The sequence below is a fragment of the Ventosimonas gracilis genome, from assembly GCF_001580025.1.
Classification (GTDB): Bacteria; Pseudomonadota; Gammaproteobacteria; order Pseudomonadales; family Pseudomonadaceae; genus Ventosimonas; species Ventosimonas gracilis.
This window is the reverse complement of sequence record NZ_LSZO01000167.1, coordinates 12,378-28,761: the sequence shown is the minus strand read 5'-3', so window position 1 is coordinate 28,761 and position 16,384 is coordinate 12,378. Positions and strand designations below refer to the sequence as shown.

The window sequence follows — 16,384 nt, the reverse complement described above, 5'->3', positions numbered from 1 at the left end:
GGGCTACGCCCTACGCCGCCTGAAACCGCAAGGCAAAACCGGACAGTTCATTTGCTTTAAAACCGGACAAGTCTATTTGTTGACAACACACGCGATCAGGGTGCAGGCCGAAGCCCGCGAAGTCGGGCAAAATCTGGAAAATCATCCCGGCGTCAACCTGCAATACGCCACCCGTTATGAGGATTCACTGGTTTCACAACTGAACCTTTACGGGCGCACCAAGCTGGCCGCACAGTGGCTGTTGACCCGTAAAGGCTTAGGGGCGAGCAATCTGTTTGAAAGCGGCGCATTTTTGTGCACGCGTAGCGATGTGGCTTATCCCAATATGCAGTTTGAGTTTTTGCCGCTGACCCGAAAGATTAAAAACGGCAAGCTGATCGCCATCCCCGGCTTTCAGTTCTGGATGGATTTATCGCGCCCGCAAAGCCGCGGCGAGGTCAAGCTGCGTTCAGCCAATCCCGCCGATGCGCCGTCCATCGTGTTTAACCATCTGCAAGCGCCGCAAGACCTGCAAGACATGATTGACGGCATCCGCCTTGCCCGCGAACTGATCCGCCAGAGCGCCTGGGATCGCTATCGCGGCGAGGAGCTTGCGCCGGGTGCAATGGTGCAAACAGATGCCGAGCTTGCGCAATTTATCCGTGCGGGTCTTGGCACCTCTTACCATCCGTCCGGCACTTGCCGGATGGGTGCGGACAAGCACGCAGTGGTCGATAGCCAGGGGCGCGTCAATGCCGTCGAACGGCTGCGCGTGGTGGATGCATCCATCCTGCCGCGTACCGTGACCGGCAATTTAAACGCCACTGTCATTATGCTGGCGGAAAAACTCGCCGACTGTATCTTGGGCAACCCGCCACTGCCTGCTGAGGCGGTCACTTGGTATCGTTATCCTTGAGCGGTTTATAAGACGATTGAGTAAAAACTAGATAAAGCCAATTAACGCAAGCAAAATAGGCAAGCTATTTGCAATGCCAGCACAGCCATAGTCGGCTGTCATTTATTTGACGAACAGCTCGCGCACTTTTGCCATTTTCGCCATCTCGATGTTCTACAAGGACGAAGTCTATGTTCAAAGCCAGCCAACTCTTGCAAGACGACTTTCTCGCCGGGCTTGAAACACAAAAAGCTGCGGATTTTTTCCCGCAGGTACGCGGCAATTATGCGGTCGATGAGGCGGCGTATTTGGAAGAGTTAATCACGCTGGCAGCGCCCGGGGATTTGGGGCTGCAAGCCACCACGCGCCAAGCGCGGGCGTTGATTGAGCAAGTGCGCAGCCGCGATAACGCGGTCGATACGCTCGATGCTTTGCTGCGCCAGTACAGTTTGGATACGCAGGAAGGCTTGATGCTGATGTGTCTGGCCGAAGCCTTGCTGCGTGTGCCCGATAGCGCCACCGCCGATGCGCTGATTCGTGATCGCTTGTCTGCCGCCGATTGGGAAAACCACCTGGGCAAAAGCGATAACGTGCTGGTCAACTTTGCCGCTTGGGGCTTGGTGATGACCGGCAAAGTGGTAGACCCGCAAACCGTCGATGGTCGCCCGAAAAATGTGCTCAGCAAGCTGATCAAGCGTTCCGGCGAGCCGGTGATTCGCGCGGCGATGAATCAGGCGATGAAGCTGATGGGCAAGCAGTTTGTGCTTGGTCGCACCATCGGCGAGGCGCTGAAAAACGGCCGCCCGCAGCGCGAGCGTGGCTACAGTTATTCCTTTGATATGTTGGGCGAAGCGGCGCTTACCGCAAGCGATGCGGCCAAATATCAGGCCGATTACCGCAAAGCCATTGAAACCGTTGGCGCAGAAGCGCAGGTGGGACCCGGCCCGCGTCCGTCGATTTCTATCAAATTATCCGCGCTGCACCCGCGTTATGAAGTGGCGCAGCAAGGGCGCGTATTGTCCGAACTCTTTGTTAGCGTCAAAGAACTGGCCGTGCTGGCGCGGCGGCTGAATGTCGGCATAAGCATCGATGCGGAAGAAGCCGACCGGCTGGAACTATCCCTTTTACTCTTTGAAAAACTGCTGCGCGATCCGGCGATTGCCGGTTGGGGCGAATTGGGTTTGGTGGTGCAGGCCTATTCCAAGCGCTGCCTGCCGGTGCTGGTCTGGCTTACGCTGTTAGGCCGCGAGCTGGGCGAAAAAATGCCGCTGCGTTTGGTCAAAGGCGCGTATTGGGACAGCGAAATCAAGCAATGCCAGGTGCAGGGTTTATCCGGCTATCCAGTCTTTACCCGCAAAGAAGGCACGGATGTGTCTTATCTGGCCTGCGCGCGCTTTTTGCTGTCCGACTTCACCCAAGGCGTGATCTATCCGCAGTTTGCCAGCCACAACGCGCACAGCGTGTCCTGCATTTTAGGCATGGCCGGCGAGCGTGATTTTGAATTCCAGCGCCTGCACGGTATGGGCGATGCGCTCTATGACACCGTTTTGGAGCAGCACGCTAAAAAGGTACGTATTTACGCGCCGGTCGGAGCACACAAGGATTTGCTGCCGTATTTGGTGCGCCGCCTGCTGGAAAATGGCGCGAACTCCTCCTTTGTGCATCAGTTGGTTGATCCCTCGGTGCCGGTCGAGTCGCTGATTCACCATCCCATCGAACAACTGGTGCAGCACGCCACACTGTTTAATAATCGCATCCCGCTGCCTGCTGAGATCTTCGGGCGCGTTCGTAAAAATTCCGCAGGTATCAATATGAATATTCAAAATGAATGGGCGCAGCTTTCCAGCGCCTATCAACCGTATCTGCTGCGCACTTGGCAAGCCGCGCCGGTGATTGGCGGCAATACGCTGCATCAAGGCGAGGTGCACGAGGTGCATTGCCCGTATGAGAAGAACAACGTCGTCGGTGAAGTGCGTTATGCAACAGTGGAACAGGTCACGCAAGCGATGGACGCGCTGGCCGCCTATTGGCCGAGCTGGAATGCCACAGCGGTAGACAGCCGCGCCAGTATTTTAGAAAAACTCGCTGATTTGCTGGAAGAACACCGCCCCGAACTGATGGCGCTGTGTACACTGGAAGCGGGCAAAACCTTGCAGGACGGTATCGATGAAGTGCGCGAGGCGGTGGATTTTTGCCGCTATTACGCACAGCAAGCGCGGCTGAAATTAGGCCGTGAAGAACTACCCGGGCCGACCGGCGAGCGTAATGAACTGTTCCACGAAGGCCGCGGGATTTTCGCCTGCATCAGCCCGTGGAATTTCCCGCTGGCGATTTTTTTGGGTCAAATCAGCGCCGCTTTGGTCGCCGGAAACGTAGTGTTGATGAAGCCCGCCGAACAAACCAGCCTGATTGCCGCGCGTACCGTGGAACTGATGTTTAAAGCCGGTCTGCCCAAAGAAGCCGTTGCCTTTTTGCCCGGTGACGGCGCGCTCTTGGGCAATGTTTTCTGCCGTGACGCGCGGCTTTCGGGCGTGTGCTTTACCGGTTCGACCGAAGTCGCTCGCCTGATCAACCGGCAACTGGCGGAAAAAGACGGCGCAATTGCCACGCTGATTGCCGAAACCGGCGGGCAAAACGCCATGCTGGTTGATTCCACCGCACTGCCGGAACAGGTCATCAAAGATGCCATTGCTTCGGCCTTTACCAGCGCCGGACAACGCTGCTCGGCGCTGCGCGTGCTCTACGTGCAAGAAGACATCGCTGAAAAAATCATCGAGTTGCTCAAAGGCGCAATGGCCGAAATCAAAATCGGCCAATCGCATCTGCGTGAAACCGATGTCGGCCCGGTGATTGACGCCGAGGCCAAAGAAGGCTTGCTGATGCACATTCAGCGCCTGCAAGAACAGGGCAAGTTGATTGCCGAAACGCCGATGCCCGCTGGGCTTAACGGCCACTTTGTCGCGCCGGTCGCCTTTGAAATTGGCAGCATTCGGGAACTTTCCAAAGAGCAGTTCGGCCCGATTTTGCACTTGGTGCGCTACAAAGCCGCCGATTTGGGCAACGTCATCGACGACATCAACGCCACCGGCTACGGCTTGACCTTGGGCGTACACAGCCGCAACGAAGAAACCGCCGCCTTTATCGAACGCCGCGCGCGCGTGGGCAACCTCTATGTCAACCGCAACCAAGTTGGCGCGGTGGTCGGCGTACAACCCTTCGGCGGCTGCGGCCTGTCCGGAACCGGCCCCAAAGCCGGGGGGCCGGCCTATTTGCTGCGCTTTGTTACCGAACGCACCACCTCCACCAATACCACCGCCGTGGGTGGCAATGCTTCGCTATTGTCATTAAGTGATGAGCATTAAAAGAACGTTTTCGGCATTAGGCTTGCATGTGCTGTCTGGATTGGCAAAGCGCACTATGTTGATTGACCTCTTTAGTTAAAGGATTTCCCCCATGACTGCCAGCACTCCGACCTTAATTACCTTTGTGGTCTATATCATCGCCATGATTGCCATTGGCTTTATCGCTTGGCGGGCGACCAAAAACTTCTCCGACTATATTCTGGGCGGGCGCAGCTTGGGCAGTTTGGTCACAGGGCTTTCCGCTGGCGCTTCGGATATGAGCGGCTGGCTGCTGATGGGCTTGCCGGGGGCGATTTTTGTCGCCGGTTTGTCAGAAAGCTGGATTGCCATTGGCCTTACCATTGGCGCCTATCTGAACTGGCTGTTTATCGCCGGCCGGCTGCGCACGCAGACCGAACACAGCGGCAACGCGCTTACTTTGCCGGATTACTTCACCCACCGCTTTGAAGATACCAGCAAGCTGCTGCGGATTTTGTCGGCGCTGGTCATCCTCGTCTTTTTCACCATTTATTGTGCTTCCGGCGTAGTGGCCGGTGCGCGGTTGTTTGAAAGCACCTTCGGCGTGCCGTACCACTACGCGCTGTGGATTGGCGCGGCGGCGACCATTTTGTACGTATTTATCGGCGGCTTTTTGGCCGTTAGTTGGACGGATACCGTACAGGCGGCGATGATGCTATTTGCCCTGCTGATTACCCCGGTTTTCGTGATCTTGGCCTTGGGCGATGCCAGCAGCGCGTTTGCCGCGATTGAACAGGTCAACCCCACTCATTTTAATATGCTTGAAGGCATGAGCTTTATTGGCGTGATTTCACTTTTGGGCTGGGGCCTTGGCTACTTTGGCCAGCCGCATATCTTGGTGCGCTTTATGGCCGCAGGTTCAGTCAAAGCCATTCCCAACGCGCGGCGTATCGGCATGGCCTGGATGATTTTGTGCCTGCTCGGCACCACCGCCGTCGGTTTCTTCGGCATTGCCTATTTTCAACTCAACCCCGAACAGGCCGGCGCGGTCACGCAAAACAGCGAGCGTGTGTTTATCGAGCTGACCAAAATCCTGTTTAACCCGTGGATTGCCGGCATCGTGCTATCGGCCATTCTCGCTGCCGTGATGAGCACGCTAAGCTGCCAACTTCTGGTCTCCTCAAGCGCCTTGACCGAAGACTTCTACAAAGCCTTTTTGCGCCCGCAAGCCTCGCAAAAAGAACTGGTTTGGGTAAGCCGCGCCATGGTGCTGGTGATTGCCTTGGTCGCTATCTTTATTGCCTTTGACCCGGACAGCAAAGTGCTGGGCTTGGTTTCCTACGCTTGGGCCGGATTTGGCGCAGGTTTTGGCCCGGTGATATTGCTGTCGGTACTCTGGCGCGGCATGACGCGTAACGGCGCATTGGCAGGCATGCTCACCGGAGCCGTCAGCGTGGTGCTGTGGAAAAACTGGATTGACCCGGCCATTGGCTGTTGGTTGCTCGATCCGCAACTGGACTGCTCGGCTGTAGAACTCACGCCCGTCCTGTACGAAATCATCCCCGGCTTTATTTTGGCAACGCTGGCCATCGTGATTTTTAGCCGCATCGGCCAACCGGCCAGCGCCAGCATGCAAGCGCGCTTTGATCAGGCCGAACAGCAGTTTAAGGATGCGCATATCTAACGGTCTTACTGCCTAAATCCTCATCAAGAGGGCACTCTCCTCCCACCAAGGCGGCATAAAATTCCTGCCAAAGTAGCATTGGTGCATTGGCAGGCGGGCGAGCTTAATGGCTTTGCCAATTCCGGCATAACAACAAAAGGATTAAGCGCATGTGGACAAAACCCGCCTTTACTGATTTACGGATTGGTTTTGAAATCAACCTGTATTTCGCCCACCGCTGATTAAAAGAGCGCCGTTTGCGGCGCTCTTTAATTATGCGCATCCAGATTTTAGGTTCTGCCGCTGGCGGTGGTTTTCCGCAGTGGAACTGTCATTGCCGTAATTGTGACGGGTTGCGCGGCGGCAGCATCCGCGCCACGCAGCGCACGCAGTCCTCCATAGCGCTTAGCGATAACGGCCAGCGGTGGATTTTATGCAATGCCTCGCCGGATATTCGAGCACAACTCGCCGCCTTTCCGGTCTTGACGCAAGCGGGCAAGCTACGCGGCAGCCGTATTGCCGCCGTTATCCTGCTGGATGCGCAGATTGACCATTGCACTGGCCTGCTTAGTCTGCGCGAAGGCTGTCCGCTACCCGTCTGCTGCACTGCACCTGTGCATCAGGATTTATCCAGCGGTTTTCCCCTGTTTCCCATGCTGAAACCTTGGAACGGCGGCTTGCAGCACTGCCCCATTGAACTTGAGCAGCCTTTTCAAATAGCCGCTTGTGCTGATTTGCGTTTTACCGCCATTGCGCTTGCCAGCAACGCACCGCCTTATTCGCCAAGGCGCGACCATCCACTGCCGGGGGATAACATCGGCCTGTGGGTAGAAGACATCCCAAGCGGCAAATGCCTGTTTTACGCGCCGGGGCTGGGGCAGATTGACCAAAGCGTCTTTAACTGGATGCAAAAGGCCGACTGCTTATTGGTCGATGGTACCTTCTGGCGTGACGATGAAATGCAAATCCAAGGCTTAAGCCCTGCATCAGGCCGCCAGATGGGGCATTTACCGCAAAGCGGCGAAGGCGGCATGCTCGACTGGCTGGAATGGGTCGATGGGCGCAAGGTACTGATTCATATCAACAATACCAACCCGATTTTGCACGAGGACAGCGTCGAACACTTTGAGCTTAAAGAGCGCGGTGTAGAAGTCGCTTACGACGGCATGTCCATTGAACTCTAAGGAGACGGCATGACCCCTGCCGAATTTGAGCAAGCCTTGCGTGACAAAGGCGCTTGCTACCACATTTATCACCCCTTTCACCGTGCCATGTATGAAGGCCGCGCCAGCCGCGAACAAATTCAGGGCTGGGTCGCCAACCGCTTTTATTACCAATCGCGCATTCCGCGCAAGGATGCCGCCATTCTCGCCAATTGCCCGCATCCCGAAGTCCGCCGTAAGTGGCTGCAAAGGCTGCTCGACCAAGACGGCCAAGAAGACGGCGAAGGCGGCCTTGAGGCTTGGTTGCAACTGGCCGAAGCCGTTGGCTTGTCACGTGAAGAAGTGCTGTCGGAAGAATGGGTACTGCCCGGCGTGCGCTTTGCCGTTGATGCCTACCTTAACTTTACGCGCCGCGCCCATTGGCTGGACGCGGCAGGCAGCTCGTTGACCGAACTGTTCGCACCACAAATCCACCAATCGCGGCTGTCCAGTTGGCCGCAGCATTATCCGTGGATTGCCGAAAGCGGCTATCGCTACTTTCGCAGTCGGCTGGGTCAGGCGCAGCGCGATGTCAGTCACGGCCTGCAACTGGTGCTGGAACATTGCCGTACGCAAGAAAGCCAGCAGCGCCTGCTTAATATCTTGCAATTTAAGCTCGACATCCTCTGGAGCATGCTCGATGCCATGAGCATGGCCTATGAACTGGGTCGCCCGCCTTACCACACCGTCAGCGCCGAGCGCCTCTGGCATCGGGGGATTGAGCCATGATGCAAGCTATTCCCAAACTGCGCCGTGGCTTTCGCCTGCAATTTGAGCCGGTGCAGGACGGCCATGTGCTGCTCTATCCCGAAGGCATGATCAAGCTCAATGCCAGCGCCGCCGAAATACTGTTATTGATGGACGGGCAGCGCAGCGTTGCGCAGATTTACTCTGTGCTCGCCGAACGCTTCCCCGAAGCGCCAGGCATCGAACAAGACATCCGCGAATTTATCGAGACTGCCCATGCCAAGCATTGGATTGAGTGGCGCTAAGCCCAGCGGCCCGCCGCTTTGGCTGTTGGCGGAAGTGACCTATCGCTGCCCGCTGCAATGCGCCTACTGCGCCAATCCCATCGATTTTGCGGGGCAGGACGAATTAAAGACCAGCGAATGGATAAGCGTATTTGAGCAGGCACGCGAGTTGGGCGCGGCGCAATTGGGTTTTTCCGGCGGCGAACCGCTGCTGCGCAAGGATTTAACGGAACTTATCGGAGTCGCGCGAAATCTGGGTTACTACAGCAATCTGCTGACCTCCGGCATTGGTTTAAATGAAGCGCGATTGGAGGAATTTGCCAAAGTCGGTCTTGACCATATTCAAGTGAGTTTTCAGGCCGCCGATGCAGAAATTAACGACCTGCTCGCTGGTTCCAGACAAGCCTTTGCCAAGAAGCTCGCGGTCGCCCGCGCGGTCAAAGCGCACGGCTGGCCGATGGTGCTGAACTTTGTGCTGCACCGACACAATATTGAGCAACTGCCGCGCATGATTGAGCTTTGCATCGAACTGGAAGCGGATTTTGTTGAACTCGCCACCTGCCAGTTCTACGGCTGGGCGCAGCTTAACCGCGCCGGATTGTTGCCGACCCGCGCACAATTGCAGCGCGCCGAACACATCACCCAGCAATACCGTGAGCAACTGGCCGCGCAAAACCATCCGTGCAAGCTGATTTTCGTCATCCCAGACTACTACGAAGAACGCCCCAAACCTTGCGCCGGTGGTTGGGGCAGCCTGTTTTTGGACATCACCCCAGATGGCACCGCACTGCCCTGCCACAGCGCGCGCGAACTGCCGATAACCTTCCCCAATGTACGAGAGCACCGCCTCGAACATATCTGGCAGCACGCCGATGGATTTAACCGCTTTCGCGGTGACGACTGGATGAGCGAACCTTGCCGCTCCTGTGCGGAAAAATCCAAAGACTTTGGCGGCTGCCGCTGCCAAGCCTTTATCCTGACCGGCGATGCCAGCGCAACCGACCCGGTCTGCGCCAAATCCCCGCAGCATCATTTAATCGAAGCCGCCCGCCTTGAGGCCGAACAAGCGGCAAGATCCTTATCGAGCCTAATCCAGCGTAACAAGAAAAATTCACAGCTGATTGCCAGCGGTTAAGCGGTGTTATGCGGTGCTAACGGCGGGGTTAAAGCTGGATAACTGAACCTGAAATTCAGCACAATCAAAGAGCCTGGCCTTCTGTTTTTTGTCCTTGGCGTTCCACCCGATCCATTGCTTTTTGAGTAGCCGTTTATTTAAATCCCAAGCATTAAGCCTGAAAAACAATATGGGATTTCTGATGATGAACGCTGCGTCCAATTTTAACCATCTGTTCAGCCCGCTCACCCTCCGTGGCAAAGTCTTGAAAAACCGCATCATGTCCACTGGACACGATACGGTGCTACCCACTGATGGGCGGGTCAATGAGGCGCTGATTGCCTATCACCGCGCGCGTGCCGAAGGCGGCGTGGGGCTGATTGTGCTGCAAGTGGCGGGCGTGCATGAGAGTGCGCGTTATACCTCGCATATCCTGATGGCGACGGATGATGCTTGCATCGACGGCTACCGGCGCATTGCCGAACACTGCCACGCAGCGGGCACCGTGGTGCTGTCGCAGATATTCCACCCGGGGCGGGAAATTATGGAATCGGCAGACGGCCTGCTGGCGGTCTCTTATTCGGCCTCAGCGGTGCCGAATGAGCGCTTCCACGTTATGCCGCGGGCACTCAATCAGGCGCAGATTGACGAAATGGTGCAAGGCTATGCCGCCGCTGCCGTGCGCATGCAAAAAGCCGGGCTTGATGGGGTGGAAGTGGTCGCCAGCCACGGCTACTTACCGGCGCAATTTATCAATCCGCGCGTCAACCGCCGAGATGATGGTTATAACGGCGATTTACAGGCACGTCTGCGCTTTGTCCGCGAAGTGCTGGCGGCCGTACGCGCGGCGGTCGGTGAGGATTTTATCGTCGGCCTGCGTATTTCTTCCAACGAGCGCGATGACACCGGCTTGACCGAAAGCGAATCCCTGCAAGCCGCCATGGCCCTGCAAGATGAGGTGGACTACTTGAGCATGGTCGGCGGCACTTCGGCGACCTTGGGCGGTGCCGTTCATATCGTGCCGCCGATGGCGATTGAAGTCGCTTATCTTGCCGAAGAGGCCGCGCGCTTTAAGCAAAAGCTGCGTGTGCCGCTGTTTGTCACCGGCCGCATCAATCAGCCGCAAGAGGCCGAACAGATGATTGCAAGTCATCAGGCCGATGTCTGCGGCATGACCCGCGCGCTGATTTGTGACCCGCAAATGCCGAACAAAGCGGCAGCCGGAAAGCTCGACGACATCCGCGCCTGCATTGCCTGCAATCAGGCGTGCATCGGCCATATGCACAAAGGATTGCCGATTTCCTGCATTCAATATCCGGAAAGCGGGCGCGAACTTACCTACGGACAAGCCCATCCAGCGCGGCAGAAAAAACGCATTCTGGTCGCAGGCGGCGGTCCTGCGGGGATGAAAGCGGCGACAGTGGCGGCGCAGCGCGGCCATCAGGTGCTTTTGTGCGAAGCCAGCGGCCAGTTGGGCGGACAGGTCAATCTCGCGCAGCTTTTGCCTCGTCGCGCCGAATTTGGTGGCGCATCCACCAACTTGCAGCGCGAAATGACGCTGGCGGGCGTTGAAGTACGGCGCAACGCTTTGGTCAATCGCGCCTTGGTGGAAAGCGAACGCCCCGACTTGGTCATAGTGGCAACCGGTGCCAAGCCTTACTGGCCGGCATTTGAACAAGGCGAAGGCATGCAAGTGGTCGATGCTTGGCAACTGCTGCGCGGCGAGGTCAGCATCGGGCGTTCGGTACTGGTCTTTGACTGGCGCAGCGACTGGATAGGCCCTGGCGTTGCCGAACGCCTGCTGCTGGCCGGCCATCAAGTACAACTGGCGGTTAACGCCATCTGTCCGGGCGAAAACATGCCTTGGTACGTACGCGACCAACTGGTCGGCGAACTGCACCGGCTGGGCTTGCCGGTCACGCCTTACGCGCGGCTGTTTGGCTGTGATGAAAACACCGTCTACCTGCAACACACCGCAAGCGGCGAGCCGATTATCGTTGAAGGTATTGATACGCTGGTGCTCTGCCACGGCCATCAGCCGGTCGATAGCCTTGCCGCAGAGCTGGAAGGCTTGGTGGACTACCGCCTGATCGGAGACTGCCTCGCCCCACGCACGGCGGAAGAGGCGATTTACGAAGGATTAAAAGCAGGCTGGGCGGTTTAAGTGAATACGGCCAATAAAACGGGACAGACCCTGGCTTTATGGCGAATCACCTTGTAACGAGGCGAGATGCTCAAGGATACCCGCCGCCGTTTGTTCGCCCAGCAGGGTTTGCCGCAGTTTGCCGCTTGGGTCAACCAGGTAAGTCACCGGCAGCGCCGTACTACGCGGCAGATTAAAGCGGTTGGCCGGATCTTGTGCCAATACAGTAAAAGTAATGCCTAATTCATTGGCTTCCTTGGCGAGTGCCTCGCCTTGTTTACCGTCAAAATTGACGGCGAACACCCCCGCCTGTCCGGACAGTTGCTGCACAAGCCGGTTCAGTTCGGGGATTTCCTTGCGGCACGGGGCGCACCAAATCGCCCAGTAGTTAATGACCAGCCATTGATCTTGCAGACGGGAAGCCGCGACCGGTTGGCCGTGTTGGTCAACTCCTGCATGTTCAGCAGGCTTATCGCCGCAGGAGGCGAGCAGCAGGGTGATCAGCAGTAGGGGGAAAAATGCTGCCCACTTTGCCCACGGTTCCTCTCGGGCGCTTGCGGGAGAAGGGCAGGGGGAGAAGAGGGCAGACGAAATCATGCAAGCTGCGCCGCGTACAGGGTATTTTCCAGCAGACAGGCGCGGGTCATCGGACCGACCCCGCCGGGTACCGGGGTAATCCAGCTTGCCCGCTCAAAAGCCGCCGCAAAGCCGACATCGCCCACCAGCTTGCCATCGGCCTGACGGCTGATGCCGACATCGATCACAATCGCACCGGGTTTAATCCAGTGTCCGTCAATAATCCCCGGCCTGCCGACGGCGGCAACCACCAGGTCCGACTGCTGCACCAATCCGGCCAAATCTTGGGTTTTGCTGTTGGCTACGGTAACGGTGCAGTCGGCCAGCAGCAGTTCCAATGCCATCGGTCTGCCGACGATATTGGACGCGCCAACCACCAGCGCACGCATACCGCGCAGCTTGGCGTCGGTACTTGCCAGCAGGGTCATAATGCCCTTTGGCGTACAGGGACGCAGCAGCGGCATGCGCTGTGCAAGGCGGCCCAGGTTGTACGGATGAAAGCCATCGACATCCTTATTCGGCTGTATGCGTTCGAGCAGTTTGGAGGCATCCAGATGCGCTGGCAGCGGCAGTTGCAGCAAAATACCGTCAATTTCCGGGTCTTGATTAAGGCCGTCGATCAGCAGGGCGAGCTGCTCTTGCTCGGTGGCTTCCGGCAGGTCATGCGCCCGTGATAAAAAGCCGACTTCCTCGCAGTCGCGGCGCTTGTGCGCCACATAAACCTCAGAAGCCGGATCTCGGCCGACCAAAATCACCGCAAGTCCGGGGCGGCGCAACCCTTGCAGAAGGCGCTGCCGTACTTGCCCGGCAATATCTTGGCGCAGCTTGGCCGCAATGGCTTTGCCGTCGATTAGCTGTGCGCTCATAAAAGGGGTACCTCAATCAATGGCTGAAAGGCGCATATTTTCGCACGCGAAAGGTCGTTATCCTAAGCGAAACCGACAATCTCGCGGATTAAAACCGACTTGAGTTACCCTAATCAGCCAAAAAATAAAGAAGCCTTAACCATGACCACCACAACAAAAGCCAGCCTGCTGGCAGAGCTTGCGCCCATTCTCGGCGCATCCGGTTTACTCGTCGGCGAGCAAGTACAAAGCCGCGCCGCTACCTTTTGGGACAATACGCCGATGCGCGCCAAAGCGCTGCTGCGCCCGTCCTCGGTGGACGAGCTATGCGCTTGCCTGCGTCTGTGCCATGCTGCGCGGCAGACGGTCGTCCCGCTGGGCGGCAATACCGGCCTTGCCGAAGGCACCGCCGCCACGGCAGATGACATCGTGCTGTCACTGGAGCGGCTGAATCAGATTGAGCAGATCGATACCGTCTCGCAGACCGTTACCGTGCAAGCGGGCGTGGTGCTGCAATGCTTGCATGAGCAATTGGCGGCGCAGCACTGGGTCTTTCCGGTGGACTTGGGCGCACGCGGCAGTTGCACCCTGGGCGGCATGATGGCGACCAACGCCGGCGGTTTTGGCGTGCTGGTGCACGGCATGATGCGTGCGCAAGTGCTGGGGCTTGAAGTGGTGCTGGCCGACGGCAGCCTGCTTAGTTCCATGCACGGCTATTTAAAGAACAACAGCGGCTACGACCTCAAACAACTGTTTATCGGCAGCGAAGGCACGCTGGGCGTGATTAGCCGCGCCGTTTTGCGTATTAAACCCATGCTGGGCGGACGTACCAGCGCCTTGCTGGGCGTTGCGCGCTTTGAGCAGGTCTGCGAACTGCTGCAATGCATGCAGCGCGGCAGCGGCTTATCGGCCTTTGAAGTGATGTGGCCGAGCTTTTGGGAGCTTAATACCGGCGAGTATTCCAGCCTGAAATCGCCCCTTGCGGGCAAACACAACTTTTACGTTCTGCTTGAATGCCAAGCGGACAGCCAAGCTGGTGCCGATAGTGCCTGCACCAGCGCACTGGAAGCCGCTTTTGCGCAAGGTCTGCTGCAAGACGCGGTGATTGCCCGTTCAATGGCCGAAGCACAAGGCTTGTGGGCCATCCGCGAAGCCTACGAGGCCGAACAAAAACGCTTTGCGAAAGTGTACGGCTTTGACGTCAGCCTGCGCATTGCCGATATGCAGCGCTTTGCCACGGATTTAGACAAACGCTTAAAACAGGTGCAGCCTTCTATTTACCTGTCCGTCTACGGCCATCTGGCCGACGGCAACCTGCACCTGATTATCGGCAGCAACCCGCCGCTGCCCGAAACCCACGCGGTAGAAGAAGCGGTTTATCAAACGCTCGCCCTGTTCGGCGGCAGCATTTCCGCCGAACACGGCGTAGGCCTTGAAAAAAAGCCCTGGCTGCAGCTGACCCGCAATAAAAACGAACTGCACTGGATGCGCCAAATCAAACAACTGTTCGACCCGCACCACTTGCTTAATCCGGGGAAAATTTTTGATAGGGATAGCTAGGGTCTGCTCCCGTTTCAAACGCGAGCCGCGCTGCTGCTCAAAATTTCGCCAGACTAGGCGCAGCATGCAGCCAATGTGTACAACCTTGGCAAATGCACAGGCGACGTATGGCGAAATTTTGGGCGCAGCCCGAAAGGACGGGGCAGATTTTGCGCACCGCTGTGTTGCTCGTCGTTCATTTGCAATAGCAAACGCCTTGCAGCGCACAAAATCTGACACCGCCTTCGCCAGGTTTGAGACGGGAACAGACCCTAATCGTTATGGAATGATTTGTGCACCGCAATAATTTCAGGCATGCTTAGCCCAGCAGGTCTTAAGTAAGTGTTATGGACAAATCGCTTTATTCACTTAACGATTAACGATAGGGGTATCCACCATGCAATTAAAAGACAAAGTCATTGTCATTACCGGTGCGGCGCAAGGGCTGGGGCGGGCGATGGCAGAGATGTTGGCGGCGCGGGGTGCACGGCTGGCGTTGCTGGACTTGGAGCGTTCGCAAGCGACTTTGAGTGAGGCGGTAAGCGCTTGCCAAGGTTTAAGCAGTTCACTGGTACGCAGCTATGCCTGTGATGTGGCCAATGAAGAGCAGGTGTGCACGACTTTTGCCCGCATTGCTGAGGAGTTCGGCCAAATTGACGGACTGATTAACAATGCCGGTATCGTCCGTGACGGTTTAACCTTGAAATACAAAGACGGCGAACTGTCAAAAATGTCGCTGGCACAGTGGCAGTCGGTATTGGATGTGAACTTGACCGGCCTGTTCCTGTGTACGCGCGAAGCCGCCGCGCAAATGGTCTTGCGTAAAACGGGCGGGGTTATCGTCAATATCTCGTCGATTTCCCGCGCCGGTAATGCCGGGCAGGCCAACTACACAGCGGCTAAAGCCGCGGTGGCGGCCGATACCGTCACCTGGGCGAAGGAGTTTGCGCGTTACGGCATTCGCGTCGGTGCCATTGCGCCGGGCTTTATCGAAACCGAAATGGTCGCCAGCATGAAACCTGAAGCCTTGCAGCGCATGGCTGAAGGCATTCCGCTAAAACGCTTGGGGCAGCCGCAAGAAATCGCCCACGCCGCCTGTTTTATTCTGGAAAACGACTACTTCACCGGTCGCGTGGTGGAAGTGGACGGCGGCTTGCGCCTCTAGGCTCTGGCTTGCTGATAAACCTGCAAGTGGCACCAGGCCGCTTGCAGCAGTGGGGTCGCCAGCCCTTTTTGCTGCGCACGATGAACCATATCGCCGACGATATGCGCAGCCTCTACCGCAAAACCGGCTTCCAAATCACGCAGCATTGAGGCTTTGAGCCGTTCAGTACGCGAGGTCAGCGCGGCCAGCGCCATTTGCTGCGCCCATTCGGGGATGGGCTGCTGCCAAGCCTTCGCCACCGCCAAGCATTCACTGTAAAGCGCACGCATAAAAGCTTCGCCGCCTTCGCTTTGCATAATGCTGGCAATATCGCTGCGCATCAGGCAGGTGCCGCTTGCCAGCGAACAGAGCACGGTGAATTTGTTCCACAGCTCTTGGTTGATCTCTGCTGTGGCCTGATGGTCAATCTTGGCCGCTTTGCAGGTGTTAGCGAGGGCGCTGACTAACGCGGCTTGCCGCTCGCTTTTATCACGCACGCCAAAGGTGATTTTGGCAAGGCCATTAAAGTGCACAATCGTGCCGTCTTCGCGCTTGGTCGCGCTGATCAGGCACAGCCCGCCCAGCACATTGGCGCGGCCAAAGTGCGTATCCAGCAGGTCGTAGTGGAGCAGCCCGTTAAGGATCGGCAGCACAGAGCAATCCCCGGTCATTGCAGGCGTAATGGCTTTAAGCGCACTTTCCAGGTCATAGGCTTTGCAGCTCAGCACAATTAAATCGAAGGATTGATCTGCCAAGTCACTTGCCAGCACGGTGCGCACCGGAATATGGGCATCGCCCAGCGGGCTTTGGATAACCAGCCCCTGCGCCGCAAGCTGCTTTGCGCGGGTTTCGCGTACCAAAAAGCATAGATCCGCACCGCTGGCGGCGAGCCTGCCGCCGAAATAGCCGCCGGTGCCGCCTGCGCCCAGCACCAAGATACGAAGTGGGGAAGGCGGGGATTGTTGTTGTAATTCGCTCATAACAGGCATCCTT

Annotated in this window: 14 protein-coding genes; 11 read left to right on the top strand and 3 right to left on the bottom strand. The window is 57.2% G+C overall.

Annotated elements, in window-relative coordinates:
• From AXE65_RS08845 to AXE65_RS08810, 9 genes are all read left to right on the top strand, one after another.
• On the top strand, positions 1–895 hold an 895-nt coding region (locus tag AXE65_RS08845), incomplete at its 5' end, for a GMC oxidoreductase (protein ID WP_239685058.1).
• A 170-nt stretch (positions 896–1,065) separates the two neighbouring features.
• On the top strand, positions 1,066–4,236 hold the full coding sequence (putA, locus tag AXE65_RS08840) for a bifunctional proline dehydrogenase/L-glutamate gamma-semialdehyde dehydrogenase PutA (RefSeq protein ID WP_068391049.1): 3,171 nt from the start codon (positions 1,066–1,068) through the stop codon (positions 4,234–4,236).
• 91 nt (positions 4,237–4,327) lie between these two features.
• Complete coding sequence (putP, locus tag AXE65_RS08835) at positions 4,328–5,878, top strand: sodium/proline symporter PutP (RefSeq protein WP_068391046.1); 1,551 nt, start codon at positions 4,328–4,330, stop codon at positions 5,876–5,878.
• A 149-nt stretch (positions 5,879–6,027) separates the two neighbouring features.
• Positions 6,028–6,099, top strand: a complete 72-nt coding sequence (gene pqqA, locus AXE65_RS13360; RefSeq protein ID WP_079214116.1) for a pyrroloquinoline quinone precursor peptide PqqA — start codon at positions 6,028–6,030, stop codon at positions 6,097–6,099.
• A gap of 33 nt (positions 6,100–6,132) precedes the next feature.
• Entirely contained in the window at positions 6,133–7,041 is a 909-nt protein-coding gene (pqqB, locus tag AXE65_RS08830; RefSeq protein WP_068391043.1) for a pyrroloquinoline quinone biosynthesis protein PqqB, read from the top strand.
• 9 nt (positions 7,042–7,050) lie between these two features.
• Entirely contained in the window at positions 7,051–7,788 is a 738-nt protein-coding gene (pqqC, locus tag AXE65_RS08825) for a pyrroloquinoline-quinone synthase PqqC (protein WP_068391040.1), read from the top strand.
• Positions 7,785–8,051, top strand: a complete 267-nt coding sequence (pqqD, locus tag AXE65_RS08820; protein WP_153015438.1) for a pyrroloquinoline quinone biosynthesis peptide chaperone PqqD — start codon at positions 7,785–7,787, stop codon at positions 8,049–8,051. Before pqqC ends, pqqD begins: the two co-directional genes overlap by 4 nt.
• The gene (pqqE, locus tag AXE65_RS08815; protein WP_068391035.1) at positions 8,023–9,165 is read left to right on the top strand and encodes a pyrroloquinoline quinone biosynthesis protein PqqE; all 1,143 of its coding nucleotides are present in this window, start codon (positions 8,023–8,025) and stop codon (positions 9,163–9,165) included. Before pqqD ends, pqqE begins: the two co-directional genes overlap by 29 nt.
• Positions 9,166–9,349: 184 nt before the next feature.
• A complete protein-coding gene (locus tag AXE65_RS08810; protein WP_439144681.1) occupies positions 9,350–11,308 on the top strand; it encodes an oxidoreductase in 1,959 nt (652 codons plus the stop codon).
• A 36-nt stretch (positions 11,309–11,344) separates the two neighbouring features.
• Here the strand turns inward: AXE65_RS08810 and AXE65_RS08805 are convergent, their stop codons facing one another.
• Both AXE65_RS08805 and folD read right to left on the bottom strand, forming a co-directional pair.
• Positions 11,345–11,884, bottom strand: coding sequence for a TlpA disulfide reductase family protein (locus AXE65_RS08805; protein WP_079214115.1), 540 nt, complete (start codon positions 11,882–11,884; stop codon positions 11,345–11,347).
• Positions 11,881–12,729, bottom strand: coding sequence for a bifunctional methylenetetrahydrofolate dehydrogenase/methenyltetrahydrofolate cyclohydrolase FolD (gene folD, locus AXE65_RS08800; protein WP_068391033.1), 849 nt, complete (start codon positions 12,727–12,729; stop codon positions 11,881–11,883). The genes AXE65_RS08805 and folD overlap by 4 nt, the downstream gene beginning before the upstream one ends.
• Positions 12,730–12,870: 141 nt before the next feature.
• On the opposite strand from folD, the gene AXE65_RS08795 reads away from it, so the two are divergent.
• Both AXE65_RS08795 and AXE65_RS08790 read left to right on the top strand, forming a co-directional pair.
• Positions 12,871–14,268 (top strand): FAD-binding oxidoreductase, encoded by a 1,398-nt coding sequence (locus AXE65_RS08795; RefSeq protein WP_068391031.1) that lies wholly within the window; start codon positions 12,871–12,873, stop codon positions 14,266–14,268.
• Between the two features lie 376 nt (positions 14,269–14,644).
• Positions 14,645–15,412 (top strand): SDR family oxidoreductase, encoded by a 768-nt coding sequence (locus AXE65_RS08790; RefSeq protein ID WP_068391030.1) that lies wholly within the window; start codon positions 14,645–14,647, stop codon positions 15,410–15,412.
• On the opposite strand, the gene panE is transcribed toward AXE65_RS08790, so the two are convergent.
• Positions 15,409–16,371 (bottom strand): 2-dehydropantoate 2-reductase, encoded by a 963-nt coding sequence (gene panE / locus AXE65_RS08785; protein WP_068391024.1) that lies wholly within the window; start codon positions 16,369–16,371, stop codon positions 15,409–15,411. The two genes, AXE65_RS08790 and panE, sit on opposite strands and share 4 nt — an antisense overlap.
• Positions 16,372–16,384: the final 13 nt, after the last annotated feature.